Here is a 24,950-nt window from a genome sequence, read left to right on the forward strand (position 1 = left end):
CGCATGAACGATCTTTCCAGCAAGCACGCCCTGGTCACCGGCGGTGGCTCGGGCATCGGTGCCACCATCGCCCGCATGCTGGCCGAGGCCGGCGCGCGGGTCACCATCTGCGGGCGGCGCGCCGAGCCGCTCGAGGCGCTGGCCGCGACCCACACCAACATTCATTCGCGAATCGCCGACGTCACCGACGAAGTCGCCATGCAGCGCCTGTATGACGACGCCGAGCGGGACCACGGGCCGGTGGATATCATCGTCGCCAACGCCGGCCTGGCACACAGTGCCCCGTTCGGCCGGACCTCCCTCGAATCCTGGACGCAGACGCTCGACGTCAACCTCACCGGCGCCTTCCTCACCGTCAAGCCGGCGCTTTCCGGCATGAGCGAGCGCGGCTGGGGCCGGGTGATCTTCGTCGCCTCGACCGCCGGACTCAAGGGCTACGCCTACGTGGCGCCCTACGTCGCCGCCAAGCATGGCGTCATCGGCCTGTGCCGCGCGCTGGCCATCGAGACGGCGAAGACCGGCGTGACCGTCAATGCGATCTGCCCCGGCTTCACCGAGACCGAGATGCTCGACGCCAGCCTCGAGACCATCGTCGACAAGACCGGCAAGAGCGCCGAGCAGGCCCGCGCCGCGCTGGTCTCGACCAATCCCATGGGGCGTTTCGTCCAGCCAGAAGAGGTCGCCCAGGCGGTGCTATGGCTGTGCGGGACGAACTCGGGCGCGGTGACCGGCCAGGCGCTGTCGGTCTCGGGAGGCGAGACATGCTGAACCCCTTCCCCGCCGGCGATCACGCCCTCGATGGCAGCAAGGCGCGCCTGCGCCTGTGGCTGCGCATGCTGCGCACCACCCGTCACGTCGAGAACGAGTTGCGCCAGCGCCTGCGCAACGAGTTCGACACCACGCTGCCGCGCTTCGACGTGATGGCCGCACTCTATCGTCAGGGCGATCACGAGACGGACGGCCTCTTGATGAGCGAGATATCGCGGGCGCTGCTGGTCTCCAACGGCAACGTCACCGGCATCGTCGACCGCCTGGTCGCCGATGGGCTGGCGACACGCACCCAACGCCCCGGCGACCGGCGCACCTCGATCATCCGTCTCAGCGACGCCGGACGCCACGCCTTCGCCGCCATGGCCGCAGCCCACGAACGCTGGATCGACGAGTTGCTCGGCCATCTCGATGCCGAGGCGGTCGACGCGCTCAGCGCGTCACTCAAGCCCGGGCATCGCACCGCCGACACCAACCCCGAAACCGCCCACCGCGAGGAATCTCCATGAGCCCGATGGCCGATCTCGAACCCGAGCATTTTCTCTGGCGCGTGGAGGACCGCGTGGCGGTGATCCAGTTCGACCGCCCCGAGCGCAAGAACCCGCTGACCTTCGACTCCTACACCGAGCTGCGCGACACCTTCCGCGAGTTGGCCTATGCCGACGACGTGGATGTCGTGGTCATCGCCAGCAACGGTGGCAACTTCTGCTCCGGCGGCGACGTGCACGACATCATCGGCCCGCTGGTCGGCCGCGACATGAAGGAGCTGCTCGCCTTCACGCGCATGACCGGCGACCTGGTCAAGGCGATGCTCAACTGCACCAAGCCGATCATCGCTGCGGTGGACGGTGTCGCCGTGGGCGCCGGGGCGATCATCGCCATGGCCTCGGATATTCGCCTGGCCACCCCCGAGGCCAAGACCGCTTTCCTGTTCACCAAGGTCGGTCTGGCCGGCTGCGACATGGGCGCCTGCGCCATGCTGCCGCGCCTGATCGGCCAGGGCCGCGCCGCCGAGTTGCTCTATACCGGGCGCACCATGAGCGCCGACGAAGGCGAGCGCTGGGGTTTCTACAACCGCCTGGTGCCCGCCGACGAGCTGGAATCCCAGACCCTGGAACTGGCCCGACGCATCGCCGCCGGCCCAACCTTCGCTCACGGCATCACCAAGACCCAGCTCAACCAGGAGTGGTCGATGGGGCTTGAGCAGGCCATCGAAGCCGAGGCCCAGGCCCAGGCCATCTGCATGCAGACCCGCGACTTCGAGCGCGCCTACCGCGCCTTCGTCAACAAGCAGAAACCCACCTTCGAGGGGGATTGAGCGATGGCCGACACGACGTTTCTCGACTGGCCGTTCTTCGACGATGGCCATCGCCGACTCGCCGAGCAGATCGACACCTGGTGCGCCACGCACCTGCCCGTCGACCATGGCGACGTCGACAGCGCCTGCCGCGAATTGGTAACGCGCCTGGGCCGCGACGGCTGGCTCAAGCAGACCGCCATCGAGGACCCCGCTGCCGACACGCTCGACGTGCGCCGCCTGTGCCTGATGCGCGAAACCCTCGCCCGCCACGACGGCCTGGCCGATTTCGCCTTCGCCATGCAGGGCCTCGGTACCGGTGCCATCAGCCTTTACGGCAACCCAGAGCAGCGCCGATGGCTGAGCAAGACCCGCGCCGGCGAGGCGATTGCCGCCTTCGCGCTCTCCGAGCCGCGTTCGGGCTCGGACGTGGCCAACCTCGACATGACCGCCACTCGTGAGGGCGATGGCTACGTGCTCGACGGCGAGAAGACCTGGATCTCCAACGGCGGCATCGCCGATGTCTATACGGTCTTCGCGCGCACCGGCGAAGGCTCTGATGGAAGTTCTGCCGGAGGCCCTGGCGCCAAGGGGTTATCGGCGTTTCTGGTGCCCGCCGACACGCCGGGGCTGGAGATCGCCGAGCGCCTCGAGACCATCGCGCCGCATCCGCTGGCCCGGCTGCGCTTCGATGGTGCCCGGCTGCCGGTGAGCGCCATGATCGGCAAGCCCGGCGAGGGCTTCAAGATCGCCATGTCGGTGCTCGACATCTTCCGCTCGACGGTGGGCGCCGCCGCGCTGGGCTTCGCCCGTCGTGCGCTGGACGAAAGCCTGACACGTGCCAGCGAGCGCGAGCTGTTCGGCGCGCCGCTGTTCGAGCTGCAGATGGTCCAGGGCCACATCGCCGACATGGCGCTGGACATCGACGCCGCGGCGCTGCTGATCTATCGCGCCGCCTGGACCAAGGACAACGGTGCGGCGCGCATCAGCCGCGAGGCGGCGATGGCCAAGCTGTTCGCCACCGAGCGGGCCCAGCGCATCATCGACCAGGCCGTGCAGCTGCACGGCGGCGACGGCGTGCGTCACGGCCATATCGTCGAGAGCCTGTACCGCGAGATTCGCGCGCTGCGCATCTACGAGGGTGCCTCCGACGTGCAGAAGGTGATCATCGCCCGGCAAACCCAAGCGCCAATCTAGGCTCATACGCCAGTGTCCAACATAGGCTCAGTGGGGGAATAACAATGCTAGGACCCACCGCACACACCGATACCTTCGCCCGCGACAACCTGCCGCCCGCGGCGCAGTGGCCGGAAATCCCGCTCGCCGGCTTCGACTATCCCGAGTGGCTCAACGCTGGGGTGGAACTCACCGACCGCCTGGTCGAGCGTGACTTCGGCGAGCGCACCGCGCTGATCGGCAACGGCCGGCGGCGCTCCTACCGCGAACTCGCCGAGTGGACCAATCGCCTGGCCCATGTGCTGGTCGAGAATCTCGGCATCGAGCCCGGCAACCGCGTGCTGATCCGCTCGGCCAACAACCCGGCCATGGTCGCCTGCTGGCTGGCGGCGACCAAGGCCGGCGCGGTGGTGGTCAACACCATGGCCATGCTGCGCGCCGGCGAACTCGAGAAGATCGTCGACAAGGCTGAGATCGGACTGGCGCTGTGCGACAACGCCCTGCTCGACGAACTAGAGGTCTGCGCCAGTACCAGTCAATATCTCAAGCGCGTGGTCGGCTTCGACGGCAGTGCCGGCTTCGATGGCGAGCTCGATCGCCTGGCGCTGGACAAGCCGGCCACCTTCGACGCGGTGAAGACCGGCCGCGACGACGTCGCCCTGCTGGGTTTTACCTCGGGCACCACCGGCACGCCCAAGGCCACCATGCACTTTCACCGCGACCTGCTGATCATCGCCGACGGCTACGCCCGCGAGGTGCTCAAGGTCACGCCGGACGACATCTTCGTCGGCTCTCCGCCGCTGGCCTTCACCTTCGGCCTGGGTGGCCTGGCGATCTTTCCGCTGCGTTTCGGCGCGGCGGCCACGCTGCTTGAGAAGGCCTCGCCGCAGAACATGATCGAGATCATCGAGACCTACAAGGCGACGATCTCGTTCACTGCTCCCACCGCTTACCGCGCCATGCTCCAGGCAATGGACGAAGGTGCCGACCTGTCGTCGCTACGCCTGGCTGTGTCGGCCGGCGAGACGTTACCGGCACCGATCTTCGAGGAGTGGACGCGCAAGACCGGCAAGCCGATTCTCGACGGCATCGGCTCCACCGAAATGCTGCACATCTTCATCACCAACCGCATCGAGGACGCCGCGCCGGCGCGCACCGGCCGACCGGTCGGCGGTTATGAAGCGAAGATCGTCGATATCGACATGCACGAGCTGCCGTGCGGCGAGGTCGGCGCCTTGGCGGTGCGCGGACCGACCGGCTGTCGCTACCTCGCCGACCAGCGCCAGGCCAACTACGTGAACCAGGGCTGGAACATTACCGGCGACGCCTTCTACCAGGACGACGACGGCTATTTCCACTTCGCCGCCCGCTCCGACGACATGATCGTCTCCGCCGGCTACAACATCGCCGGTCCCGAGGTCGAGGCCGCGCTGCTCGGCCACCCCGACGTCAGCGAGTGCGCGGTGGTCGGCCAGGCCAATCATGAACGCGGCGAGATCGTCGTCGCCCATGTCGTGCTCAGCGATGGCGTCGAGGCGGATGACGACGAGATCCAGCGCCTCCAGGACTTCGTCAAACAGACCATCGCGCCTTATAAGTATCCGCGCAGAATCGTTTTCGTCGACGCCCTGCCCAAGACCGCGACCGGCAAGATTCAACGCTTTCGCCTGCGTCGGGAGGCGCCATGAGTCACTTCGCCATGCAACAGAAGGTGCTGTTCCAGCATTGCGATCCTGCTGGCATCGTTTTTTACCCGCGCTATTTCGAGATGATCAACGCAGTGGTCGAGCAGTGGTTCGAGGAGTCGCTGAATGAATCGTTCGCGGCGATCATCGTGGCCGGCGACGGCGTGCCGACGCGCCGCATCGACACCGATTTCCCGCGCCCCAGCCGGTTGGGCGAGACGCTGACGTTCACCCTAGATGTCGCCCGGCTCGGCCGCAGCAGTCTCGATCTGCGCATCGCCGCCACGTGCGGTGGCGAAGCGCGACTCAACGCCGAGCTGACCCTGGTGCGCATCGCCCGCGCCGACGGCCGCCCTAAGCCGTGGCCGGACGCCATCGTCGACGTGATCGAATCCCTACCCGCTTCTCCACTCGGCTCTTCACTCAGCTCTTCATTCAACAAGGAACCCTCGCATGGAAAAGGATGATATTCATCAACGCCTGCACCCGGCGCACTGGAAGACTGCCAAAGGCTACGCCAATGGCGTGATGGCCGAAGGGCGCGCGATCTTCGTCGGCGGACAGATCGGCTGGAACGCGGACCAGGTCTTCGAAAGCGAGGCGTTCGTCGATCAGGTGCGCCAGGCCCTGAAGAACATCGTGGCGATTCTCAGCGAGGCCGACGCCGGTCCCGAGCATCTCACCCGACTGACCTGGTATATCACCGATAAACGCGAGTATCTTGCCAACCTAAAGGGGTTGGGCGAGGCCTACCGTAGCGTACTGGGCAAGCATTTCCCGGCCATGACCATGGTCCAGGTAGTGGCGTTGGTCGAGGACGCAGCGAAGGTTGAAATAGAAGCGACCGCCGTGCTGCCGTACGCGCGTTCGACTTGGTAACATCGACGTCGGTTACCGTTACATAACAACAATGGCCGCCACGGGCGGCGTGGAGACAAAGCATGCATTTCACCAAGCGTCTCATCGGCCTGATGACCGGTTCGGTACTGCTGGCCGGCATGGCGGCGAGCGCCGCCCAGGCCCAGGACGATCCCGTCAAGATCGGCATGATCACCACGCTCTCCGGCGGCGGCTCGAGCCTGGGTATCGACATACGCGATGGCTTCATGCTCGCCGTGAACGCCAATGATGGCAAACTCGGCGGCAAGGATGTCGATGTGTTGATCGAGGACGATTCGCGCCGCCCCGACAAGGCCAACCAGATCGCCGACAAGTTCATTCAACGCGACGAGGTGGATATTCTCACCGGCATCGTCTGGTCCAACCTGGCGCTGGCGGTAGTGCCCAAGGCAGTGCGTGACGGCGTATTCTACGTAAGCCCCAACGCCGGCCCCTCGGAACTGGCCGGGCGCATGTGCCACGAGAATTACTTCAACGTCGCCTACCAGAACGACAACCAGCACGAGGCGATGGGCGAAGGTTTCAATGCCGAAGGCTTCGAAAGCGCCTTCCTACTGGCGCCCAACTATCCCGCCGGGCGCGACGCCATTGCCGGCTTCAAGCGCTTCTACGAGGGCGAAATCGCCGGCGAGATCTTCACTCAGCTCGGTCAGCAGGATTACGCCGCTGAAATTGCCGCGATTCGCGCTTCCGATGCCGACTCGGTGTTCATCTTTCTTCCCGGCGGCATGGGCATCGCCTTCGTCAAGCAGTACGACCAGGCACAACTGGGCCTGCCGCTGCGCGGTCCCGGCTTTTCGTTCTCCCAGGATGTGTTGCCGGCAATGGGTGAAGCCGCGCTCGGTGCGCGCAATGCCGCGCAGTGGTCACCGGACTTGGACAACCCGGCCAACCAGGAATTCGTCGCCGCGTTCGAACAAGCCTATGGCCGCCTACCTTCCGTCTACGCCTCGCAGGCCTATGACGCGGCGCACTTGATCGGCTCTGCGCTCGAGCAGGCCTCCCCCGACGACGCGGACGCCTTCCGCGCGGCGCTCGAAGAGGCCGATTTCGACTCGGTACGCGGCGACTTCGAGTTCGGTTCCAATCACCATCCCATTCAGGATTTCTACCTGCGTGAAGTGGTCGAGGTCGATGGCGTCTACACCAACCGCATCGATCGCAAGGTCTTCGACGATCATCAGGATGCTTACGTCGACGAATGCTCGATGTGAGTTCGCGGTGACATCCAAACGCCACCCCTCTACGTGGCATGAACCGATGCCCGCGCAGCGCGCGGGTCACTCGCGACTAGGAAGCTTCGTATGTCGGCTGCCCTGATAATCGAGCAGGTGCTCAACGGGTTTCAGCTCGGCGTCATGCTGTTTCTGATGGCGGCCGGGTTGACGCTGGCATTCGGCGTGATGGGGCTGATCAATCTGGCCCACGGCTCGCTGTACATGACCGGTGCCTTCGTCTGCGCCTGGGTGGCCAACGCCACGGGCTCGTTCTGGACTGGGCTTGCGCTCGGCCTGCTGGCCTCCGCTGCCGCCGGGGCGATCATCGAGATACTGGTGATGCGCCGGCTCTACGACCGCGACCATCTCGACCAGGTGTTGGCGACGTTCAGCCTGATCCTGATCTTCGCCGAGGGCGCGCACTGGCTGTTCGGCTCGCGTCCGTTGTATCTGAACATTCCCGACCTGCTGGATGGCGCTATCGCGCTGCCGGGCGGTGGCGGCTATCCCGTCTACCGGCTGGCGGTGATCGGTGTCGGGTTGGTCGTCGCCATCGGGCTGTTTCTACTGATTACGCGGACGCGGTTGGGCATGCGCATTCGCGCCGGTGAGTCGGATCGCGAGATGATCGGTGCACTGGGCGTCAACATCCGCACGCTGTACACGCTGGTATTCGCCCTTGGGGCGATGCTGGCGGGGCTCGCCGGCGTGCTGGTCGGTGCTTCGCAGTCGGTGCAGGTAGGCATGGGCGAGCCGGTGCTGATCCTGGCCTTCGTGGTCATCGTGATCGGCGGCATCGGCTCGATCAAGGGCGCGCTGGTGGCCTCGGTGCTGGTCGGCCTGGTCGATACCCTGGGCCGCGCCTTCGCCCCGTCGCTGCTGGCGCTGGCATTGCCGGTCCAGGCCGCCGCCAGCGTCGGCGCCTCGGTGGCCTCCATCCTGATCTATCTGTTGATGGCGGTCGTGCTCGCCTTCCGCCCCCAAGGACTGTTCCCCACGCATGGCTAAGCACCGAGCAGAACTTCTCGTCAACCTGGTCATCGCCCTCGCGCTACCGGCCGCCGCGCTGACAGCCTGGGCGCTGGGCGAATCCTTCTACGTTTCACTGGTGTCGCGGGTGGCGATTCTCGCGCTGGCCGGCGTCGGCCTCAACCTGGCGCTGGGTTATGGCGGCATGGTCAGCTTCGGCCACGCCGCCTTCTTCGGCCTGGGTGCCTACGCCGCGGGCATCTTCGCCTTTCATGCCTTCGACGGCACGCCGGTGATCAGTTGGCCGATCCAGATCATGGGCGCCGCCAGCATGCCGGTCGGCTGGCTGGCAGCGATCGTGGTGGCCGGCCTGGCGGCGCTGGCGATCGGCGCCATCAGCCTGCGCACCAGCGGCGTCTACTTCATCATGATCACCTTGGCCTTCGCCCAGATGCTCTATTACCTGGCGGTGTCGATTCCCACCTACGGTGGCGCCGACGGTCTCATTCTCTACCTGCGCAGCGGCTTTCCGGGACTCGATTCGAGCGACGATCTGACCTTCTTCGCGCTCTGTTACGCACTGCTGATGCTGGCGATATTCATTACTTGGCGCATCGCCGGTTCGCGCTTCGGCATGGCCTTGCGTGGCGCCAGTCGCAACGAGGAACGCCTGGCCGCGGTGGGCATCTCGCCCTACCCGATCAAGCTGGTGGCCTTTTGCATTTCGGCGATGATCACCGCCGTGGCCGGCGCACTGTTCGCCGAGTTGGTCGGTTTCGTCAGCCCCACCTTGATGGCCTGGAAAATGTCCGGCGAAATCCTGATCTTCGTGATCCTCGGCGGCGTCGGACGCCTTTATGCGCCGATCATCGGCGCGGCCATCTTCATTCTGCTGGAAACGCTGATCGGCGGCATTACCGACCGCTGGCAATTCGTGCTCGGCCTCGTACTGCTCGGCGTGGTGCTGTTCGCTCGCGGTGGCGTAATGGGCGCACTGACCGGAAGGGCACGCCATGTCTGATGCCTTGCTGTCACTGCGTGGCCTGAACAAGACTTTCGGTGCCCTGAAAGCCACCGACGACGTGTCGCTGGATGTCGCCAGCGACGAAATCCACGTGATCATCGGTCCCAACGGTGCGGGAAAATCCACGTTGATCGCGCAGGTCGCCGGTGCGCTGAAACCCGATTCGGGCAGCGTGCTGTTGAGTGACGAGGATGTCACCCGCCTGGGCGTGCCCGCGCGCGCGAGGCGCGGCCTGGCGCGCACTTTCCAGGTATCGTCGCTGATCGCGAATTTTTCCGCATTGGCCAACGTCTCGCTGGCCGTGCAGTCCCATCAGGGCAGCAGTTTTCGCTTGTGGCGCTCGGCCAGCAGGGACTCGCGCCTGCGCGAGCCGGCACAAGAGGCGCTATCGCGCGTCGGCATGGCGGCTACGCGCTGCGACATTCCCGTTGATGAGCTATCGCACGGCGAACGCCGCCAGGTCGAGTTGGCCGTGGCGCTAGCCTTGCAGCCGCGCCTGATGCTGCTCGACGAACCCATGGCTGGCCTCGGCGGCCAGGACTGCATCAACATGACGGCGGTGCTCAAGCGCTTGCGCGGTGAATGTGCAATCTTGCTGGTCGAGCATGACATGGACGCGGTGTTCGCGCTGGCCGATCGTATCTCGGTGCTAGTCTACGGCCGCGTGATCGCCAGCGGCACCCCGCAGGAAATCCGTGCCTCGCGCGAGGTCCAAGAAGCCTATCTGGGGAACTGACATGCTACAGGCACGCGGACTCGAAACCTTCTATGGACACAGCCAGGCGCTATTCGGGGTCGATCTGGAGATTGCCGCCGGCGAAGTGCTAGCACTGCTAGGTCGTAATGGCATGGGCAAGACCACCACGATTCGCTCACTGATGCGCCTGACGCCACCCCGGCGCGGTGAGATTCGCTTCATGGACAAGGATATCTCGCGCACCGCGCCGTTTCGCATCGCCCGGCTCGGCATGGGGTTGGTACCCGAGGGACGACGCATCTTTGCAAGGCTGAGTGTGGAAGAGAACCTGCTCGCCGTGCAGACCCGAAACGGCTGGCCGCTTGCACGCATCTACCAGCTTTTCCCCCGCCTCGAGGAGCGTGCCCAGCAATCGGCGCGCACGCTTTCCGGCGGCGAGCAGCAGATGCTGGCCATCGCCCGCGCGCTGGCTACCGGCCCAAAATTATTGATTCTCGATGAGGCGACGGAAGGCCTGGCACCATTGATTCGCGAGGAGATCTGGCAGGCACTGCGACTGCTCAAGCAGGAGGAAGGGCTGTCTTTTCTGATCGTCGACAAGAACGTCAACGATTTGCTGCCCCTCGCCGAGCGTTGCCTGGTTCTCGAGAAGGGCCAGGTCGCCTGGAACGGCGAATCATCAGCCTTTATGGCCGATCAGGCGTTGCAACAGCGCTACCTGGGGGTGTGAGGCTGTCCGAATCAGTGTCGCTGCCCCGCCCATGAGGAATCGTTGAATAAATCGCCGAACGGAATGAAGCGGGCGCCGCTGCGTGGCAAGGCGCACGGAACACAGAAGACGAGACATAACATGTGGTTAGGTGAGTCTCGACCGGGCTGGCGTACCAGTACCGCGCAACGCAGCCATTCGTCCGTGCAGGCATTTATACAGTGATTCCATAGGCCATGAGTGCATCAACCAGCGCCTGACCGCAACCGGGCAGCGCCTCGCGCTCGCGAACCACCACGCTACGTTCGCGCTCGGCCCATGACTCATCCAGCTCGACGACGCGAAGCTGCATGGTGCGCTGGTGGCGCAGTGCCGCCGACTCGGGAATGATGCCGATTCCCACTCCGGCCTCGATCATTCGGCAAGCCGCCTCGAAACCGAATACCTGAATACGCAGCGGTAAATCGCTGCCCAGGGCCTCGACCTGATCGCGCAGGAAACTCAGCAAGGTACTGCCGTCGTGCATGCCGATATGCGGGTAATCCAGCGTCTCCTTGAAGCTGAGCTTGTCGCGCTCAGCCAGGGGATGGCCGAGCGGCACGCCGACCACCAGACGATCCTGACTGAACGGCAGCACCTCCAACCCGGTGGCGGTCACCGCGCCGGCAACGATGCCCAGATCCGTCGAGCCATCGAGCACGCCGCGCACGATATCGCGGGTCAAGCGCTCTTGCAGATCCACCGTGACGCCAGGGCGCTCGGCCAGGAATACCGCCAGCACCTCGGGCATGAACTCGGTCACCGCCGTGGTGTTGGCGAAAATGCGCAAGTGGCCGGCGGCACCGTCGCCGTATTCGGTGAACTCGCTCTTCAGATGATCCACCTGGCGCATGATCACTCGCGCCTGGCTCAACAGGCGCTGCCCGGCCGGGGTCAGCTCCACGCCTTGGCTGCCCCGGTACAACAGGCGGCTGCCCAACTGCCCTTCCAACGCCTTGATACGCATGCTCGCCGCCGCCGCTGATAGGGAAGCCCGCCGCGCCCCACCGGTCAGGCTGGTTGCCTCGGCGACATGGATGAACAGGCGTAGGTCCGGCAAATCGAAGTGCATGGCGACTCACTCAAGAAACTGAAGACGAGCGGTGAGGATAGCGAATTCAGTAATGCCAAACGCCACCCCATGGAAATGCAAATTCCCGAAAAGCCGCATTGCGCGCAAGCTGCTAAAAACAAAACGTGGGAGAAAACCCTATGGCCGGCGACCCAACAGACGATTGGCTTGGCAGGAAAGAATACAGTAACGATACCTTGGCTCCGGCGCTGGTCAAGCGTCTTGCCGCCACCTTCGGGCAACCTGCGCCCGAACAGGGCGCCGCCCTGCCGCCGTTATGGCACTGGGCGTTCTTCCAGGAGCCATTGAGCGCCGAAGGGTTGGGACTCGATGGCCACCCCGCACGCGGCGGTTTTCTGCCGCCCGCTGAAAACCGCAATCGCATGTGGGCCGGTGGGCGCATCGACTTTCTCGCGCCATTGAAGGTGGGCGTCGAGGCGCAACGTGAGTCGACCATCGCCAAGATCGACGAGAAACACGGCCGCACCGGCAAGTTGCTGTTCGTCACCGTGCGTCATGAGTACCGCCAGGATGGACTGCTGACGCTTCAGGAAGAGCAGGATATCGTCTATCGCGAACCGAGTCCGCCGCGCCTGTCGCTCGACGACGACCTGCCTAGCCCGGAGTGGAGCGAGACCATCGAACCCACCTCGACGCTGCTGTTTCGCTATTCCGCGGCGACCTTCAATGGCCACCGCATCCACTACGACTGGCCCTACGCCACCGAACAGGAAGGCTACCCGGGCCTGGTCGTGCATGGCCCGATGATCGCCACGCTGATGGTACGTGCCTTCAAGAACGCCAATCCCGACGCCCTGCTGACGCACCTTGCTTACCGTGGCCTGCGACCACTGATTGCACCCGAGCCCTTTCGGGTCGCCGGACGGAGCTTAGCGCCGGGCAAGGCCGAACTCTGGGCCGTCAATAGCATGGGTCCCGCCCACCGTGCCGAACTCGAATACCAGGAGAGCCGTTGAATGTTCAGTCATGACGTTGAAGCCTTGAACGCCATTCGCGAGGGCGTGCGCAGCCTTTGCGCCAATTTCGATGCCGCCTATTGGCGCGGTGTCGACGAGCGCAAGGAATTTCCCGAAGCCTTCGTCACGGAGCTGACCGAGGCTGGCTGGCTGGCAGCGATGATTCCCGAGGAATATGGCGGCTCCGGCCTGGGGCTGACCGAAGCCTCGGTGATCCTCGAGGAAGTCAATCGTTGCGGCGGCAACTCCGGCACCGTGCATGGCCAGATGTACAACATGTTCACCTTGCTGCGTCACGGCTCCGAGGAGCAAAAGCGTAAATTCCTGCCGCGCATCGCCGCCGGTGAGCTGCGCCTGCAATCGATGGCCGTGACCGAGCCCACTACCGGTACCGATACCACCAAGATCAAGACCACGGCGGTGAAGCGCGGCGACAAGTACGTCGTCAATGGCCAGAAGGTGTGGATCTCTCGGATTCAGCACTCCGACCTGATGATCCTGCTGGCCCGCACCACACCGCTTGCCGAGGTGAAAAAGAAGGTCGACGGCATGTCGATCTTCCTGGTCGACCTGGCCGCGGCGATCGGTAACGGCATGAGCGTCCAGCCGATCGCCAATATGGTCAACCATGAGACCAACGAGCTGTTCTTCGACAATCTGGAGCTTCCCGCCGACAGTCTGATCGGTGAGGAAGGCAAGGGTTTTCGCTATATCCTCGACGGCCTCAACGCCGAGCGCACGTTGATCGCCGCCGAATGCATCGGCGATGGCCGCTGGTTCATCGACAAGGCCAGCCAGTACGCCCGTGAGCGTGAAGTGTTCGGCCGCCCCATCGGCCAGAACCAGGGCGTGCAGTTTCCCATCGCCGAGGCGCATATCGAGGTCGAGGCCGCCGATCTGATGCGCTGGCGCGCCTGTCACGAATACGACGCCGGCCAGCCCGCCGGCGCCAGCGCCAACATGGCCAAGTACCTGGCCGCCAAGGCCTCGTGGGAAGCCGCCAACGTATGCCTGCAAACCCACGGCGGCTTCGGCTTCGCCAGCGAATACGACGTCGAGCGCAAGTTCCGCGAGACCCGCCTGTATCAGGTCGCGCCGATCTCGACCAACCTGATCCTGTCCTATGTGTCCGAGCATTTGCTCGAGCTGCCCCGCTCCTTTTAAAGGCTCCTGGGAGATACTGATGAGTAATCCGACTCGTACCCTCGCCGACTTTCTGGCCGGGCTGCGCTACGCCGATCTACCGGTCCCGGTCGTCGATCGCACCGAGGAGCTGTTTCTCGATTGGCTCGGCTCGGCGCTGGCCGGCAAGGACTATCATCCGATTCCGTTATTCGAGCGCTATGCGAGGCGTATGGGGCCTGGTGTCGGCTCGGGTAACGCCGGCAGCCAGATTCTGACCACCCGCGAGTTGTCCTCGCCCTACTTCGCCGCCCTGGTCAACGCCGCCGCCTCGCACGTCGTTGAACAGGACGACCTGCACAACAGCTCCGTGCTGCACCCCGGTACCGTGGTGTTTCCCGCCGTGCTGGCCGCCGCGCAGGATCTCGGCAAGAGCGGCGAGGAGCTGATCACCGCCGCTGTCGCCGGTTATGAAGCTGGCATTCGCATCGGCGAATTTCTCGGCCGCTCGCATTATCGCACCTTCCACACCACCGGCACCGTGGGCACTCTCGCCGCAGCCGTGGCGGTCGGCAAGTTGCTGGACTTCGATAGCGACGCCTTCGTGCATGCGATCGGCAGCGCCGGCACCCAGGCGGCCGGGTTGTGGGAGTTCTTGCGTGACGGCGCCGACTCCAAGCAGTTGCATACCGCCAAGGCGGCGGCCGATGGCTTGCTCGCCGCCTATCTGACCGCCGACGGCCTGACCGGTGCTCGGCGCATTCTCGACGGCGCCCAGGGCCTGGCCGCCGGCATGTCCCAGGACGCCGATGCCGCGCATCTGACCGACCGGCTGGGCAGCCGCTGGGCGCTGGTCGAAACCTCGTTCAAATACCATGCGTCGTGCCGCCATACCCACCCCGCCGCCGACGCGCTACTCGACCTGATGCAGCGCGAAGGGCTCGCCCACGACGATATCGTCAGCGTCACGGCGCGCGTCCACCAGGCCGCCATCGATGTGCTCGGCGCGGTGGACGTTCCGCATACAGTGCATCAGGCCAAGTTCTCGATGGGCACCGTACTCGGCCTGATCGCCGTACATGGCAAGGCCGGCCTCGAGGAATTCCAGCGCCATGCGCTGAGCGATACCAACGTCGCCGCGTTTCGCGCCAAGGTGTCGATGCAACTCGACAGCGAGGTCGATGACGCCTATCCGCGTCGCTGGTTGGGTCGCATCGAGGCGATCGATCGTAGCGGGCAGCATTGGGTATCGGCCATCGACGAGCCCAAGGGCGACCCCGGCAATACCCTCAGCCGCGCTGAACTCGCTAACAAATTCCATCGCCTGGTGGCGTTTTCCGGCGCCGCCAGCGTGGCCGAGGCGGATTCGCTCATCGCTTCGAGCTGGGATTTGCGCCATCTCGCGCGCCTCGACGCGCAACTGTTACCAACGAGCAATGCCGAGGCTGCAACGAGGAGTCCCGCATGATGAACACCGCAAACGGCCAGCGCCCATTGGCGGGAATTACCGTCGTCAGCCTGGAACATGCGATTGCCGCGCCCTTCTGTACTCGTCAACTCGCCGACCTGGGCGCGCGGGTGATCAAGGTCGAACGCCCCGGCGTCGGTGACTTCGCGCGCGGCTACGATGAGCGCGTACGCGGCCTGGCCTCGCATTTCGTGTGGACCAACCGCTCCAAGGAGAGCCTGACGCTGAACCTCAAGCATGATGAGAGCGTTGAGATACTCGATCGCTTGCTGACCGAAGCCGACGTATTGGTGCAGAACCTCGCCCCCGGCGCCGCCGCGCGCCTCGGCCTGTCGTTCGAGCGCTTGCATGAACGCCACCCCCGGCTGATCGTCTGCGATATCTCTGGCTATGGCGAAGGCGGCCCCTATCAGGACAAGAAGGCCTACGATCTGCTGATCCAGAGCGAAGGTGGCTTCCTCTCGGTGACCGGTGGGCCGGGCGACGACGAGATGGCCAAGGCGGGTTGCTCGATCGCCGATATCGCCGCCGGCATGTACGCCCAGAGCAGCATTCTTTCCGCACTGTTGCTACGCGGGCAGACTGGCGAAGGTAGCCATATCGACGTGTCGATGCTGGAAAGCCTGGTGGAATGGATGGGCTATCCGATGTACTACGCCTTCGAAGATGCCGAACCACCACCCCGCGCCGGCGCCTCGCACGCCACCATCTATCCCTATGGGCCCTTCGCCACCGGCGACGGTCAGACAGTGATGCTGGGGCTGCAGAACGAGCGCGAGTGGCAGGTATTCTGCGAGCGCGTGCTCGAGCGTCCGACACTCGCCGACGACGAGCGCTTCGCGGCCAACTTCAAGCGTTCGGCCAATCGCCAGGCACTGCGCGAGATCATCCACGAAGCCTTTGCCGAACTCAGCGCCGAGGACGTAATCGCGCGTCTCGATGCGGCGCAGATCGCCAATGCCCATGTCAACGACATGCACGGCGTGTGGAAGCACCCGCAACTTAGCGCCCGCCAGCGCTGGACGAACATCGAAAGTCCCAGCGGCACGCTGCCCGCGTTGCTGCCGCCGGGCCGCAGCAACGCCTTCGCGCCACGCATGGACGCCGTGCCGGCACTCGGCGAACACAGCGCGACGATTCTCGCCGAACTAGGCTATGCCGAGGCCGATATCATGCGCCTACGCGAGGCCGGCAGCCTATGAACCACAGCAGACAGCAGGAGACATTGATGGCCCATGCCGTGTGCCGCTCCGCCTTATTCGTGCCCGCCACGCGCGCCGAGCGCATTCCCAAGGCACTGGCCAGCGGCGCCGACGCGGTGATCGTCGATCTCGAGGATGCCGTCGGCGAGGCCGACAAAAGATCGGCGCGCCAAGCCCTGGAGGTTTTCCTGAAGGACACGCCTGATGCCACCTTCCATGTACGCATCAATGCGTCCACCAGCCGGCATTTCGAGGACGACCTGGCGTTATGCCGACGGCACGACGGGATCAGGGGCATCGTCGTGCCCAAGGCAGAGAGCGTTGCGACACTGGAGCGCGTCGCGACCTGCAATAAACCGCTATGGCCGCTGATTGAAACCGCGCGCGGTCTATTGGCGCTGGCCAGTCTGGTCGACGTCGCGGGTGTCGAGCGGCTGAGTTTCGGCGCGCTGGATCTCGGCCTGGAGCTGGGTCTGACGCCCGGCAGTGAAGGCGCCGAACGCTTGCTCGATCAGGCGCGATACCAATTGCGGGTTCACTCCACCGCGGCGGGATTGGCGGCGCCGCTGGAGAGCGTGCACCCGTCTATCGACGACAGCCAGAGTATACGACTCGCCGCGATTCGGGCTCGCGACATGGGTTTCGCCGGCATGCTGTGCATTCACCCGCGCCAGTTGGAGCCGATCCATCGCGCTTTCTCGCCGAGTCTCACCGAACTCGCCTGGGCGCAACGCGTGCTGGAAGCCGCTGAACGATCGCATGGGGCCTTCAGCGTCGACGGACAGATGGTCGACGCCCCGGTCATCGAACGCGCCCGGCGCATCATGGCCATCTCCGAAAGCGTGGCAGGCATGAATAGCGTGGAGCGGGACTGATGGCAGACATCGTGTGCCGATGCGCCTCCTTATGTAAGATATTTCCTACGCAACTTTAATCTATTGGCCATTCCCAGCCCGACTCGCTTCACGTAGCGTTCCTTGTTCGCTTATTCCGTCAAGGAACGCCCATTGACCCGCTCGACCCACTCTCCTCCCATAGCTCCCCAACGGCTCTTGAAATCGCGTTTTTTGGTCGAACTGGCCATGCATCGCGACGGGCGGCGTGAGATGCACGAAGTCGTGCTGGAAGCCCACATCGCCAGCGGCAGCGTATCCCGTACCGGAGAGCCGCAATGATCTACGACTCGCTGCCCTTCCAGCCTGCCTGCCATGCCGGCAGCGGCGTGACGATGCCGGCCGATTGCGCTGCCAAGGTATTGGTGGTTCTCGAACACCGGGACACCCTGGGGCGGCCGCTGCCCGAGGGCATTCGGGTCGAGGTGCGCGATAGCCGCCGGAAACGTTACCTGGGCGTCACCGATGCCGAGGGCCTCAGCCAGCATCCCGGCGTGATCGCCGGGCTGTTTTCCTGGCAATTGCTGGCCGCGCCGGGGCGCCATCTGGTGGCCGTCGACGACCGGCCGGTGCATCCCGTCGCGGCGGGGTTGGGTGCGCCGGAAGCGTATGCGGTGATGCACGAGACCACCGTGACCGCGACCTATCTGCCACCACCGATCCTCATCGACCTGCATACGCCGCCGGGCAGCGGCGCGGATCGCTTGAGCGACGACCAACTCGAGCAATTACGCCTGGACGGCGGGAGCGCCACGCTGTTCGTGCACGGCTACAACGTCGCCCGCGGCGACTGGAGCCGCTTCAGTGTCGAGGCCGAGGCTGCCGACGCCGGTGGGCCGTTTCGCTTAGGCGCCCCGCTGCTGCGTCCCAGCGGCGCGGCCACGGTGTCCACGCTGTGCCAGAGCCAGGCTTTGGAGGCCGATGCGCGCGGCCTGAACGGCAGCGGCGCCTGTAGCTGGCTGGCCAGCATGGAGCTGCAATTGAATCGCGCCGCCGGGATGACGGACGATGATTGGCGACCCTACAGCCGGGTGGTGGGTATCGCCTGGCCCGGCGACACCGGGTCAACCGCCTTCGTCGAGGCCGAGTTCAGCGCCCTGCAAAGCGGCCGGCGGTTGGTCACGGTGCTCGGGCAACTGGTCGACGCCAAACTGTCGATCAACATCGTCAGTCATTCGCTGGGCGCGCGGGTGGTGCTCAGCGCGCTGAACATCCTCGGCGAGCGTATAACGGGCCCGTGCATCGACAATCTGTTTCTGTGGGAACCGGCGGTGGCCGACAATGCCCTGTCGCCGGACAGCCCCTTTACCACGGCCGCGCTGAAGGGCGGCTACGACGAGGCCTTCGGCCAGGATTCGCCGGGCCGCGAGACGCACCCGCTGGGCATGGGCACCTTCCCGCTGGCGCATCGCTCAATAAAGAACGTCGTGGTGCTGCACTCGCGCGAGGACGGCATCCTCGGCCCCAGCGGCGAAGCGGACGCCAGTGCATGGTACGATCCCCGCGATTGGCTGGACGACGTCGCGGCCTTCGTCGACGCGCCCCAGGACGACCGCCTGGGCACACTGGGCGGCGCCTACCCCAAGAAGTGGTGGACCTTCCCGCCGCTACTCGCCGGCGGCCTGGGCTATTTTCGCGACTATTATTTCGAACGCGCGCGGGCGCTGGGCGGCGACTGGGAAGCGGCAATGTTGGTGCACCTGCAGCAGCGTGCCCAGCACGAACCCCACATCCAGCGCCTTATCGATCACGCCTGGGAGACCCTCACCCAGGCAATATGCGACGAAGCGCGCCGCGTGGCAACGGCCACCCCCGCCGGCCCGCTCGACCCGGCCATCCCGCTGCCGGAATACGACCTGCTCAAGCCACTGGCGCATCATGGCCGGATCGGCGAACTCATGGCGGAACGCTTCGCCGAGCGCCTGCGGTTATTGGGCCAGCGCGACAACTGGCAGCCGCGCGATCGCCGTGTGCGCCCGGCGCTGGGGCTGGTGGGGTTTGAAAAGATGGAAGATGTAGAGTTTTTCAAACGTAGAATAGATCTGGATATATTCGAGCCCATCGACCAATCGAAGTGGCTGTTCGCTCACTCGGCGATGAAATACCCCACCGAGGAAATCTTCATCAAGAGCTATCAGGATGGCATTGTGGAACGAATCAAAAGGAACTCGAACTTTGGCCGCTATTAATAAACTTCAAGCCCGGTTTCTTATGAGAGCGGCGATTATCCTGATCGCTGCCGTCATACTAACGGCCTGTGCGACGGGACGCTCACAGCCTGGTGGCGAACTTGGTCCAGCGATGGTCATCGGTGTCTCCAGCGACGGACGTTATGCCATCAGCACGCATAAATCCCAGCACCTGGTGTTATGGGACTTGCAGCAGCACAGTCGGGATATTCTCTCGACCCACGCCAATATCTATAGCGCGTATTTTATTCATGATCGCGATGCTTTCCTGTGGCAAGACCTCGACGATATAGTCAGGGTACAGACGGTCGACGGCGAGGTGCTCAAGCAATTCGCGCACTTCCCGACCTATGGTCATGTGATGGATACATCGTTAACCCACTACATCGCCTCGGATGACCACTGGAGCCTCTTCGCGGGACACGGCGATGAGATAATGCCGGTCAAACAGGATGGAATTTCCCCAAGCTTTCTTGGCACCGGAAAGCTACTCCATCTCAGCATCTCGGAAGAAAAAGGGCTATTCGTTTCTGCGGGCTCCACGACACATGACGGCTATGACATCGAAGAGCACCCCCCTGTCGCTCCAGAGCAGCGCTGGAGCAATTACGCGTTGCCTGTTCTGTGGAATCTCGACACGCTTGAGCCCATCGCTCAGTTAACAGGCAACAGCTCGAAAGTCGATGCAGTAATCAGCCCCGATGGACAATGGGTCGTCAGCGGCGACGAAGCGGGTATAGGCTTATTCTGGAATACCGATAACCCCGAAAGGCGCCACCGGATGGCGCGCTATTCGGGGGGGCTTCTTCTAGAAGATGCACCATACGGAATCGATGATCCGAGACGGTACGACATGAGTGGTCTCATCCCCGTGCCCTTAGCGGATGAGCCAGATCGTTGGGGAGATCGCAGCGTGGTCACAAACACCACCGTCGCCCTGGCCTTTATCAACGACAGCGAGGAATTCCTGCGCTTCGGCACCTACAGCCACTGGGTGGCGCTGTTCGAGGCCGGCAATCCCTGGCCGCAGAAATACTTTGATCTCGGCGACGATCCCTGGCCGTCGACCTCATCGTATCTGCGCAGCCTGAGTATCGCCACCTCGCCCCAGGCCAATGTGCTGGTCACCGGCCATCGCAACGATGGCGGCATCACGGTTTACCGCTACGATCCTGGCGCGCGCACGCTAACAAAGGAGTGGGTCGGCGAGTGATGATGCCATGGCAACAACGCGCCCGGCACATCATGGCCATCGCCGAAGGCGTGGCAGGCATGAATGGCATGGAGCGGGGCTGATAGTCAGTCCGAAATGCGAGCTAAACTGGAAAGCCTGCGCCGGACGCGGTCCACGCCGTCCTCGAAGGTAGTGACCACTTGATTCGCCCCGGCCTCGGTGAGACGCGCGCTCATTCGCTCCAGGTTGCCGGTGACATCCCATAGTCCCACGAGGATCGGCAAGCTCGCGTCGTGGCTGGCGAGACGCAGGCATAGGTAACGCGCGTGGCTGACCGCGCCGGGTGGCAGCGCCGAGACACACACCAGCGCCGTGGCAGTGGCATCGACCCGCGCGACCACTTCGCCCGATAGGGCACGCATCGACCCGGTTTCGACCGTCACGCCGGTGGCGCGCAATACCTGGGCAAACATGATTGCGGTCAGTTCATCGGCGGCGTCCCGGGCCGGCAAGCAGAGCACGACGTAATCGTTATTGGTTGAAGGCGGTGAATCACCCGGCTTATGCGAGTCCAGCGTACGCTCTTGTCGTTCGCCCATGTCCTCGACGATGGCGGTCATGACCTCGAGTATGCTTTGCACCTTGTCGGCACTCAGTTGTCCGGCGTGACGATTGCGCTCGGCCAGATGCAGCGCGGGAACCATGACCCGGTCATACAGACTCATCAAGCCGTGTCGTTCGAGGTGGTCGTGCGCCAGATCCTCGGCCTCCTCCTGGTCGCCGGCCAGCAGGCGTTGATAAAAGCGCTCGGCGGATGTCAGGGCAGGGTCTCTACTCAGCAAGATGGTGAAGAACTCGAACTGTGGCAGATAGCGACCGGCGACGACCAGGCATACCGTCAGCGGGATGGCGACGGCCAGTCCCACTAGCCCCCACAACGCACTCCAGAACACCACCGCCAGAATCACACCCATGGGCGACAGGCCCGTGCTCGAACCGTAGAGCCAGGGCTCGACGACGTTGTTCGAAAATAACTCCAGCGCCACGAACAGACCGATTACCCCCAGCGGCCAATACCAGCCCTCGAACACGGCGAGCGACAGCACAATCGGCATGGAGGCAGCCAGCCAGGGCCCGAGGAAAGGGATGAACCGCAGCAACGCCGCGAGCAGGCCCCAGAGCAGGGCCCCAGGCAATCCGAAGAGCCAAAGGCCTATCGCGACCGGCAGCCCATAGGTCACGTTGATGATCAATTGCATCAACAAATAACGACTGATTCGCGAGCCGGCATCATCGATGGCGCCGGTCGCCACATCGAGACGGTCCGGCCCCATCAGGCGAATCAGGCGGTCACGCAGGTCTTCACGCTGAAACAGCATGAAAATGACGAACAAGAACACCAGTGCGGCCTGCCCCACCGGCCCGAGAATCGTGCCCGCATAGGTTCTCAGAAGGTCGAGGCCAGTGGGCGGGGGATCGTGAATGACAACCGACAGCGGGCCATCGTCGGCAGGCTCCGCATCCGACTCGGCAGCCGCCTGTTGCTGTTGCTTTCGCTTGTTTTCGTCGGCGACCTCCTTGCGGGCCTTCTTTATGGTCTTGGTGGCCTTGTCGATCACGCCCCCCGGTTCATCGCCTGTGAAAAAGCGCATGCGCTCTTCGATATTCTGGCGATACTTCGGCAGTGAGTCGGCCACCTCGTAGGCCTGGGTCACGAGCAGCGAGGCGACCCCGGTTATCAGCGTGAGCGACAGCACCCCGACCAGGATCACGCTGGCGATGCGCGGCAGGTAGAACCGCTCGAGACCATCGGCGACCGGCGCCAGCAGAAAACTGAGCAAGATCGCGATGGCGATCGGGATCAGCACGCTTTGCGCCAGGTACAAACCGGCGATCACCAGTAGCCCGGCGGCGATTCGGGTCATGGCGGATTCGCTTGCAGGTGGTTGGTCCATAGCCTGTTGCTTTCGGTATCGAAGTGGAGTTGACTTGCTAAAGCCTAGACCTCAAGCACCACCCGTCCACGCCGTGGGCACTGCTTTTCCAGGTAGCGATGCGCTTCGATGGCGTCTTCGAAGGGGAATACGCTATCGATCTGTGGCAGCAATAAGCGATCGCTCGTCATTCGGTCGATCACATCCAGGGCGCGATGCAGCGCTTCGCAGTTCTGCGGAATGCCCAACTGAGGCTTGCCGGTGAAGCTGGTCAGGCAATGGACGAAGAACTGAATGTTCTTCTGAAACGCGGCGCAGGCAGGAAGCGCGGTCTCGTTGCCGCCTTGCAGCCCATACAGGACCAAGCGTCCGCGCGGTGCGAGCACTTCGCCCAGCAGGTTCATCTGTGGGCCGCCCAGCGCGTCCATCACCACGTCGACCCCACGGCCATCGGTCAGCTTGGCGACGCGGGTTACCAGGTCCTGCTCTTCGGTGACGATGACATGTTCGGCGCCCAGCGAGCGCAGGTAATCGCTATCTTGCGCGAACGGCGTCGCGGCGATCGCCTCGGCCCCTAGCGCCTTGATCAACTGCACGGTGTAAGGCCCCCCGCCCTGACTGGCGGCGGTCACCAATACACGTTGACCGGGGCGAACGTCGGCCAGGTCGACGAGCCCGAAGTAGGCATTCAGCAGCGGCGTATAATGCACGCTGGCTTCCAGCGGAGTTAGCAACTCGGGGTAGCGCGTCAGCGAACAGCGCGGTAATAATACGCTATCGCCGTAAGTCGCATATTGGCTGGGATCGTGCGCCGGCAGACAGGCGACCCGGTCGCCCACGGCCAGGTCGCTGACGCTCTCGCCGATCGCCTCGACCACGCCGGCCATTTCATGGCCGATCCCCGATGGCAAGGTGGCTTGCGATGGCGCCAGATTCTGCCGCCAGAGAATGTCGTACCAGTTGACCCCTATCGCCTGCGCGGCGACCAGTACCTCGCCCTTTGCCGGCACGGCCTTGGGCTGCTCCTCGAATTCGAGCACGTCGGCGGGACCGAAGCGGTGAAAACGCATTACACGGGGCATCGTCCACCTCGCGAAAACTGACCAGAATGGTTTCTCATAGCCATAGACTCTATCCGGGCTTTCACGCGAACGCCATTCACGCTCGTCGATAATCGTTATAGATTGTGGTGATGGAACTTTTCGTCGCCCAACCACTTGACCTCAAGCAATGTTAAGGTTTTAAGCTCGCAGCGATTCACCCGTGAACAGCCGGTTTCTCGATACCACCCGCCTCAAGGAAGACCACAATGAATCGTAACGACCTGCGTCGTGTCGACTTCAACCTGCTGATCGTGTTCGAGACGCTGATGCACGAGCGCAGCGTGACGCGCGCCGCGGAAAGGCTGTTTCTCGGTCAACCTGCCATCAGCGCCGCCCTTGCTCGCCTGCGCAGCCTGTTCGACGATCCGCTATTCGTGCGCACCGGGCGCAACATGGAGCCGACATCGCGTGCCGAGGAAATCTTCAGGCATCTGCAACCCGCGTTGGATTCCATCTCCAATGCGCTGAGCAGCACCAGCGACTTCGACCCCGCCACCAGCGACGCGGTATTCCGTATCGGCCTGTCGGACGATGTCGAGTTCGGCCTGCTGCCCCCGCTGCTGCGACGCATTCGGGCAGAGGCGCCCAACGTGGTGCTGGTGGTGCGCCGCGCCAATTATCTGCTGATGCCGAACCTGCTGAGTTCCGGCGAGATTTCCGTAGGGGTCAGCTACACCGACGAATTGCCGGCCAATGCCAAGCGCAAGGGCCTTCGCCGTAGCAAGCCGCGCGTGCTGAGGGCCGACGCCGTGCCGGGCTCGCTGTCACTCGACGACTACTGCGCACGACCGCATGCGCTGGTGTCGTTCGCCGGCGACCTGGGCGGTTATATCGACACACAGCTCGCCGAGCTGGGGCGTTCGCGCCGTGTGGTGCTGGCGGTGCCCCAGTTCAATGGCTTGAGTACCCTGCTGGCGGGCACGGATATCATCGCCACGGTTCCTGACTATGCTGCCGCGGCGCTGACGGCGGGAGGTGGCCTGCGCGAGGACGACCTTCCCTTCGAGGGCCCCGCTTTCGAATTGTCGATGGCCTGGCGCGGCGCCCAGGACAATGACCCCGCCGAGCGCTGGTTGCGTTCACGCATCCAGATGTTCATCGGCGATCCTGATAGCCTGAACTAGATCGCGCTCGCAACACGCCCGGGATTTCGTGCGTCGCGGGACGATCAATGCCCTGAAATCAACCGCCACCCAATCGCCATCGATACGGCATTCGTCCACTATCAATTAGCATAATAATCAGTTTCGTCTCGTTCGATTCGTTCGCGGCAATGTCATGCGACAGACTTTGCTTACCGAAAGGGTTCACCCCAAAACCGACGAGGCAATCATC

At 64.0% G+C, this 24,950-nt stretch carries 23 protein-coding genes; 20 read left to right on the forward strand and 3 right to left on the reverse strand.

Features of this window, described 5'->3' with window-relative positions; genetic code table 11:
* Positions 1-3: 3 nt before the first annotated feature.
* From BLR92_RS04130 to BLR92_RS04185, 12 genes are all read left to right on the forward strand, one after another.
* Positions 4-768, forward strand: coding sequence for an SDR family NAD(P)-dependent oxidoreductase (locus BLR92_RS04130; RefSeq protein ID WP_089725736.1), 765 nt, complete (start codon positions 4-6; stop codon positions 766-768).
* Complete coding sequence (locus BLR92_RS04135) at positions 762-1,277, forward strand: MarR family winged helix-turn-helix transcriptional regulator (RefSeq protein WP_089725738.1); 516 nt, start codon at positions 762-764, stop codon at positions 1,275-1,277. Before BLR92_RS04130 ends, BLR92_RS04135 begins: the two co-directional genes overlap by 7 nt.
* Positions 1,274-2,086 (forward strand): enoyl-CoA hydratase family protein, encoded by an 813-nt coding sequence (locus BLR92_RS04140; RefSeq protein ID WP_089725740.1) that lies wholly within the window; start codon positions 1,274-1,276, stop codon positions 2,084-2,086. The genes BLR92_RS04135 and BLR92_RS04140 overlap by 4 nt, the downstream gene beginning before the upstream one ends.
* 3 nt (positions 2,087-2,089) lie before the next feature.
* The gene (locus tag BLR92_RS04145) at positions 2,090-3,262 is read left to right on the forward strand and encodes an acyl-CoA dehydrogenase family protein (RefSeq protein WP_089725741.1); all 1,173 of its coding nucleotides are present in this window, start codon (positions 2,090-2,092) and stop codon (positions 3,260-3,262) included.
* Positions 3,263-3,306: 44 nt separating this feature from the next.
* The gene (locus BLR92_RS04150; protein ID WP_089725743.1) at positions 3,307-4,929 is read left to right on the forward strand and encodes an AMP-binding protein; all 1,623 of its coding nucleotides are present in this window, start codon (positions 3,307-3,309) and stop codon (positions 4,927-4,929) included.
* Positions 4,926-5,393, forward strand: a complete 468-nt coding sequence (locus BLR92_RS04155; protein WP_089725745.1) for an acyl-CoA thioesterase — start codon at positions 4,926-4,928, stop codon at positions 5,391-5,393. Before BLR92_RS04150 ends, BLR92_RS04155 begins: the two co-directional genes overlap by 4 nt.
* On the forward strand, positions 5,380-5,805 hold the full coding sequence (locus BLR92_RS04160) for a RidA family protein (RefSeq protein ID WP_089725747.1): 426 nt from the start codon (positions 5,380-5,382) through the stop codon (positions 5,803-5,805). The genes BLR92_RS04155 and BLR92_RS04160 overlap by 14 nt, the downstream gene beginning before the upstream one ends.
* Before the next feature lie 62 nt (positions 5,806-5,867).
* A complete protein-coding gene (locus BLR92_RS04165) occupies positions 5,868-7,040 on the forward strand; it encodes an ABC transporter substrate-binding protein (protein WP_245703991.1) in 1,173 nt (390 codons plus the stop codon).
* Between the two features lie 90 nt (positions 7,041-7,130).
* Entirely contained in the window at positions 7,131-8,051 is a 921-nt protein-coding gene (locus tag BLR92_RS04170; protein ID WP_089725749.1) for a branched-chain amino acid ABC transporter permease, read from the forward strand.
* Positions 8,044-9,033 (forward strand): branched-chain amino acid ABC transporter permease, encoded by a 990-nt coding sequence (locus tag BLR92_RS04175; RefSeq protein ID WP_089725751.1) that lies wholly within the window; start codon positions 8,044-8,046, stop codon positions 9,031-9,033. The genes BLR92_RS04170 and BLR92_RS04175 overlap by 8 nt, the downstream gene beginning before the upstream one ends.
* Positions 9,026-9,772: an ABC transporter ATP-binding protein gene (locus BLR92_RS04180; RefSeq protein WP_089725753.1), complete on the forward strand. Its 747-nt coding sequence runs from the start codon at positions 9,026-9,028 to the stop codon at positions 9,770-9,772. The genes BLR92_RS04175 and BLR92_RS04180 overlap by 8 nt, the downstream gene beginning before the upstream one ends.
* A gap of 1 nt (position 9,773) precedes the next feature.
* Positions 9,774-10,463, forward strand: coding sequence for an ABC transporter ATP-binding protein (locus BLR92_RS04185; RefSeq protein ID WP_089725755.1), 690 nt, complete (start codon positions 9,774-9,776; stop codon positions 10,461-10,463).
* Positions 10,464-10,656: 193 nt separating this feature from the next.
* Here BLR92_RS04185 and BLR92_RS04190 read toward each other — a convergent pair whose 3' ends face one another.
* Positions 10,657-11,553 (reverse strand): LysR family transcriptional regulator, encoded by an 897-nt coding sequence (locus BLR92_RS04190; RefSeq protein ID WP_089725757.1) that lies wholly within the window; start codon positions 11,551-11,553, stop codon positions 10,657-10,659.
* 140 nt (positions 11,554-11,693) lie between these two features.
* On the opposite strand from BLR92_RS04190, the gene BLR92_RS04195 reads away from it, so the two are divergent.
* The 7 genes from BLR92_RS04195 to BLR92_RS04225 all read left to right on the forward strand — a co-directional run bounded on the left by BLR92_RS04195 (position 11,694) and on the right by BLR92_RS04225 (position 20,617).
* Positions 11,694-12,530 carry an HTD2 family dehydratase gene (locus BLR92_RS04195; RefSeq protein ID WP_089725758.1) on the forward strand — a complete coding sequence of 279 codons (837 nt, stop codon included), beginning with the start codon at positions 11,694-11,696 and terminating at the stop codon, positions 12,528-12,530.
* Positions 12,531-13,694, forward strand: a complete 1,164-nt coding sequence (locus BLR92_RS04200; protein WP_089725761.1) for an acyl-CoA dehydrogenase family protein — start codon at positions 12,531-12,533, stop codon at positions 13,692-13,694. It abuts the gene before it with no gap.
* Positions 13,695-13,713: 19 nt separating this feature from the next.
* The gene (locus BLR92_RS04205; protein ID WP_089725763.1) at positions 13,714-15,120 is read left to right on the forward strand and encodes an MmgE/PrpD family protein; all 1,407 of its coding nucleotides are present in this window, start codon (positions 13,714-13,716) and stop codon (positions 15,118-15,120) included.
* Positions 15,117-16,322, forward strand: a complete 1,206-nt coding sequence (locus BLR92_RS04210) for a CaiB/BaiF CoA transferase family protein (RefSeq protein WP_245703993.1) — start codon at positions 15,117-15,119, stop codon at positions 16,320-16,322. Before BLR92_RS04205 ends, BLR92_RS04210 begins: the two co-directional genes overlap by 4 nt.
* A gap of 26 nt (positions 16,323-16,348) precedes the next feature.
* Positions 16,349-17,197: an HpcH/HpaI aldolase/citrate lyase family protein gene (locus BLR92_RS04215; RefSeq protein ID WP_089725765.1), complete on the forward strand. Its 849-nt coding sequence runs from the start codon at positions 16,349-16,351 to the stop codon at positions 17,195-17,197.
* 296 nt (positions 17,198-17,493) lie between these two features.
* A complete protein-coding gene (locus tag BLR92_RS04220) occupies positions 17,494-19,404 on the forward strand; it encodes an alpha/beta hydrolase (protein WP_089725767.1) in 1,911 nt (636 codons plus the stop codon).
* Positions 19,355-20,617 (forward strand): WD40 repeat domain-containing protein, encoded by a 1,263-nt coding sequence (locus tag BLR92_RS04225; RefSeq protein ID WP_245703995.1) that lies wholly within the window; start codon positions 19,355-19,357, stop codon positions 20,615-20,617. Before BLR92_RS04220 ends, BLR92_RS04225 begins: the two co-directional genes overlap by 50 nt.
* An 86-nt stretch (positions 20,618-20,703) precedes the next feature.
* Here the strand turns inward: BLR92_RS04225 and BLR92_RS04230 are convergent, their stop codons facing one another.
* The gene (locus BLR92_RS04230; RefSeq protein WP_175488707.1) at positions 20,704-22,503 is read right to left on the reverse strand and encodes an AI-2E family transporter; all 1,800 of its coding nucleotides are present in this window, start codon (positions 22,501-22,503) and stop codon (positions 20,704-20,706) included.
* Positions 22,504-22,577: 74 nt separating this feature from the next.
* A complete protein-coding gene (locus BLR92_RS04235) occupies positions 22,578-23,594 on the reverse strand; it encodes a zinc-dependent alcohol dehydrogenase family protein (RefSeq protein WP_089725770.1) in 1,017 nt (338 codons plus the stop codon).
* Positions 23,595-23,821: 227 nt separating this feature from the next.
* Between BLR92_RS04235 and BLR92_RS04240 the strand changes: the two genes are divergently transcribed.
* Positions 23,822-24,739, forward strand: coding sequence for a LysR family transcriptional regulator (locus tag BLR92_RS04240; protein ID WP_089725772.1), 918 nt, complete (start codon positions 23,822-23,824; stop codon positions 24,737-24,739).
* Positions 24,740-24,950: the final 211 nt, after the last annotated feature.

Source organism: Modicisalibacter muralis, from assembly GCF_900102945.1.
GTDB classification, from domain to species: domain Bacteria; phylum Pseudomonadota; class Gammaproteobacteria; order Pseudomonadales; family Halomonadaceae; genus Modicisalibacter; species Modicisalibacter muralis.

Bases quoted from the DNA above. Each gene is read 5' to 3' on its own strand.
- BLR92_RS04195 (WP_089725758.1), top strand. From the start codon at position 11,694: ATGGCCGGCGACCCAACAGACGATTGGCTTGGCAGGAAAGAATACAGT.
- BLR92_RS04200 (WP_089725761.1), top strand. From the start codon at position 12,531: ATGTTCAGTCATGACGTTGAAGCCTTGAACGCCATTCGCGAGGGCGTG.
- BLR92_RS04190 (WP_089725757.1), bottom strand. From the start codon at position 11,553: ATGCACTTCGATTTGCCGGACCTACGCCTGTTCATCCATGTCGCCGAG.
- BLR92_RS04210 (WP_245703993.1), top strand. From the start codon at position 15,117: ATGATGAACACCGCAAACGGCCAGCGCCCATTGGCGGGAATTACCGTC.
- BLR92_RS04240 (WP_089725772.1), top strand. From the start codon at position 23,822: ATGAATCGTAACGACCTGCGTCGTGTCGACTTCAACCTGCTGATCGTG.
- BLR92_RS04135 (WP_089725738.1), top strand. From the start codon at position 762: ATGCTGAACCCCTTCCCCGCCGGCGATCACGCCCTCGATGGCAGCAAG.
- BLR92_RS04205 (WP_089725763.1), top strand. From the start codon at position 13,714: ATGAGTAATCCGACTCGTACCCTCGCCGACTTTCTGGCCGGGCTGCGC.
- BLR92_RS04160 (WP_089725747.1), top strand. From the start codon at position 5,380: ATGGAAAAGGATGATATTCATCAACGCCTGCACCCGGCGCACTGGAAG.
- BLR92_RS04230 (WP_175488707.1), bottom strand. From the start codon at position 22,503: ATGACCCGAATCGCCGCCGGGCTACTGGTGATCGCCGGTTTGTACCTG.
- BLR92_RS04130 (WP_089725736.1), top strand. From the start codon at position 4: ATGAACGATCTTTCCAGCAAGCACGCCCTGGTCACCGGCGGTGGCTCG.
- BLR92_RS04175 (WP_089725751.1), top strand. From the start codon at position 8,044: ATGGCTAAGCACCGAGCAGAACTTCTCGTCAACCTGGTCATCGCCCTC.
- BLR92_RS04155 (WP_089725745.1), top strand. From the start codon at position 4,926: ATGAGTCACTTCGCCATGCAACAGAAGGTGCTGTTCCAGCATTGCGAT.
- BLR92_RS04220 (WP_089725767.1), top strand. From the start codon at position 17,494: ATGATCTACGACTCGCTGCCCTTCCAGCCTGCCTGCCATGCCGGCAGC.
- BLR92_RS04235 (WP_089725770.1), bottom strand. From the start codon at position 23,594: ATGCCCCGTGTAATGCGTTTTCACCGCTTCGGTCCCGCCGACGTGCTC.
- BLR92_RS04170 (WP_089725749.1), top strand. From the start codon at position 7,131: ATGTCGGCTGCCCTGATAATCGAGCAGGTGCTCAACGGGTTTCAGCTC.
- BLR92_RS04215 (WP_089725765.1), top strand. From the start codon at position 16,349: ATGGCCCATGCCGTGTGCCGCTCCGCCTTATTCGTGCCCGCCACGCGC.
- BLR92_RS04180 (WP_089725753.1), top strand. From the start codon at position 9,026: ATGTCTGATGCCTTGCTGTCACTGCGTGGCCTGAACAAGACTTTCGGT.
- BLR92_RS04145 (WP_089725741.1), top strand. From the start codon at position 2,090: ATGGCCGACACGACGTTTCTCGACTGGCCGTTCTTCGACGATGGCCAT.
- BLR92_RS04150 (WP_089725743.1), top strand. From the start codon at position 3,307: ATGCTAGGACCCACCGCACACACCGATACCTTCGCCCGCGACAACCTG.
- BLR92_RS04165 (WP_245703991.1), top strand. From the start codon at position 5,868: ATGCATTTCACCAAGCGTCTCATCGGCCTGATGACCGGTTCGGTACTG.
- BLR92_RS04225 (WP_245703995.1), top strand. From the start codon at position 19,355: ATGGCATTGTGGAACGAATCAAAAGGAACTCGAACTTTGGCCGCTATT.
- BLR92_RS04185 (WP_089725755.1), top strand. From the start codon at position 9,774: ATGCTACAGGCACGCGGACTCGAAACCTTCTATGGACACAGCCAGGCG.
- BLR92_RS04140 (WP_089725740.1), top strand. From the start codon at position 1,274: ATGAGCCCGATGGCCGATCTCGAACCCGAGCATTTTCTCTGGCGCGTG.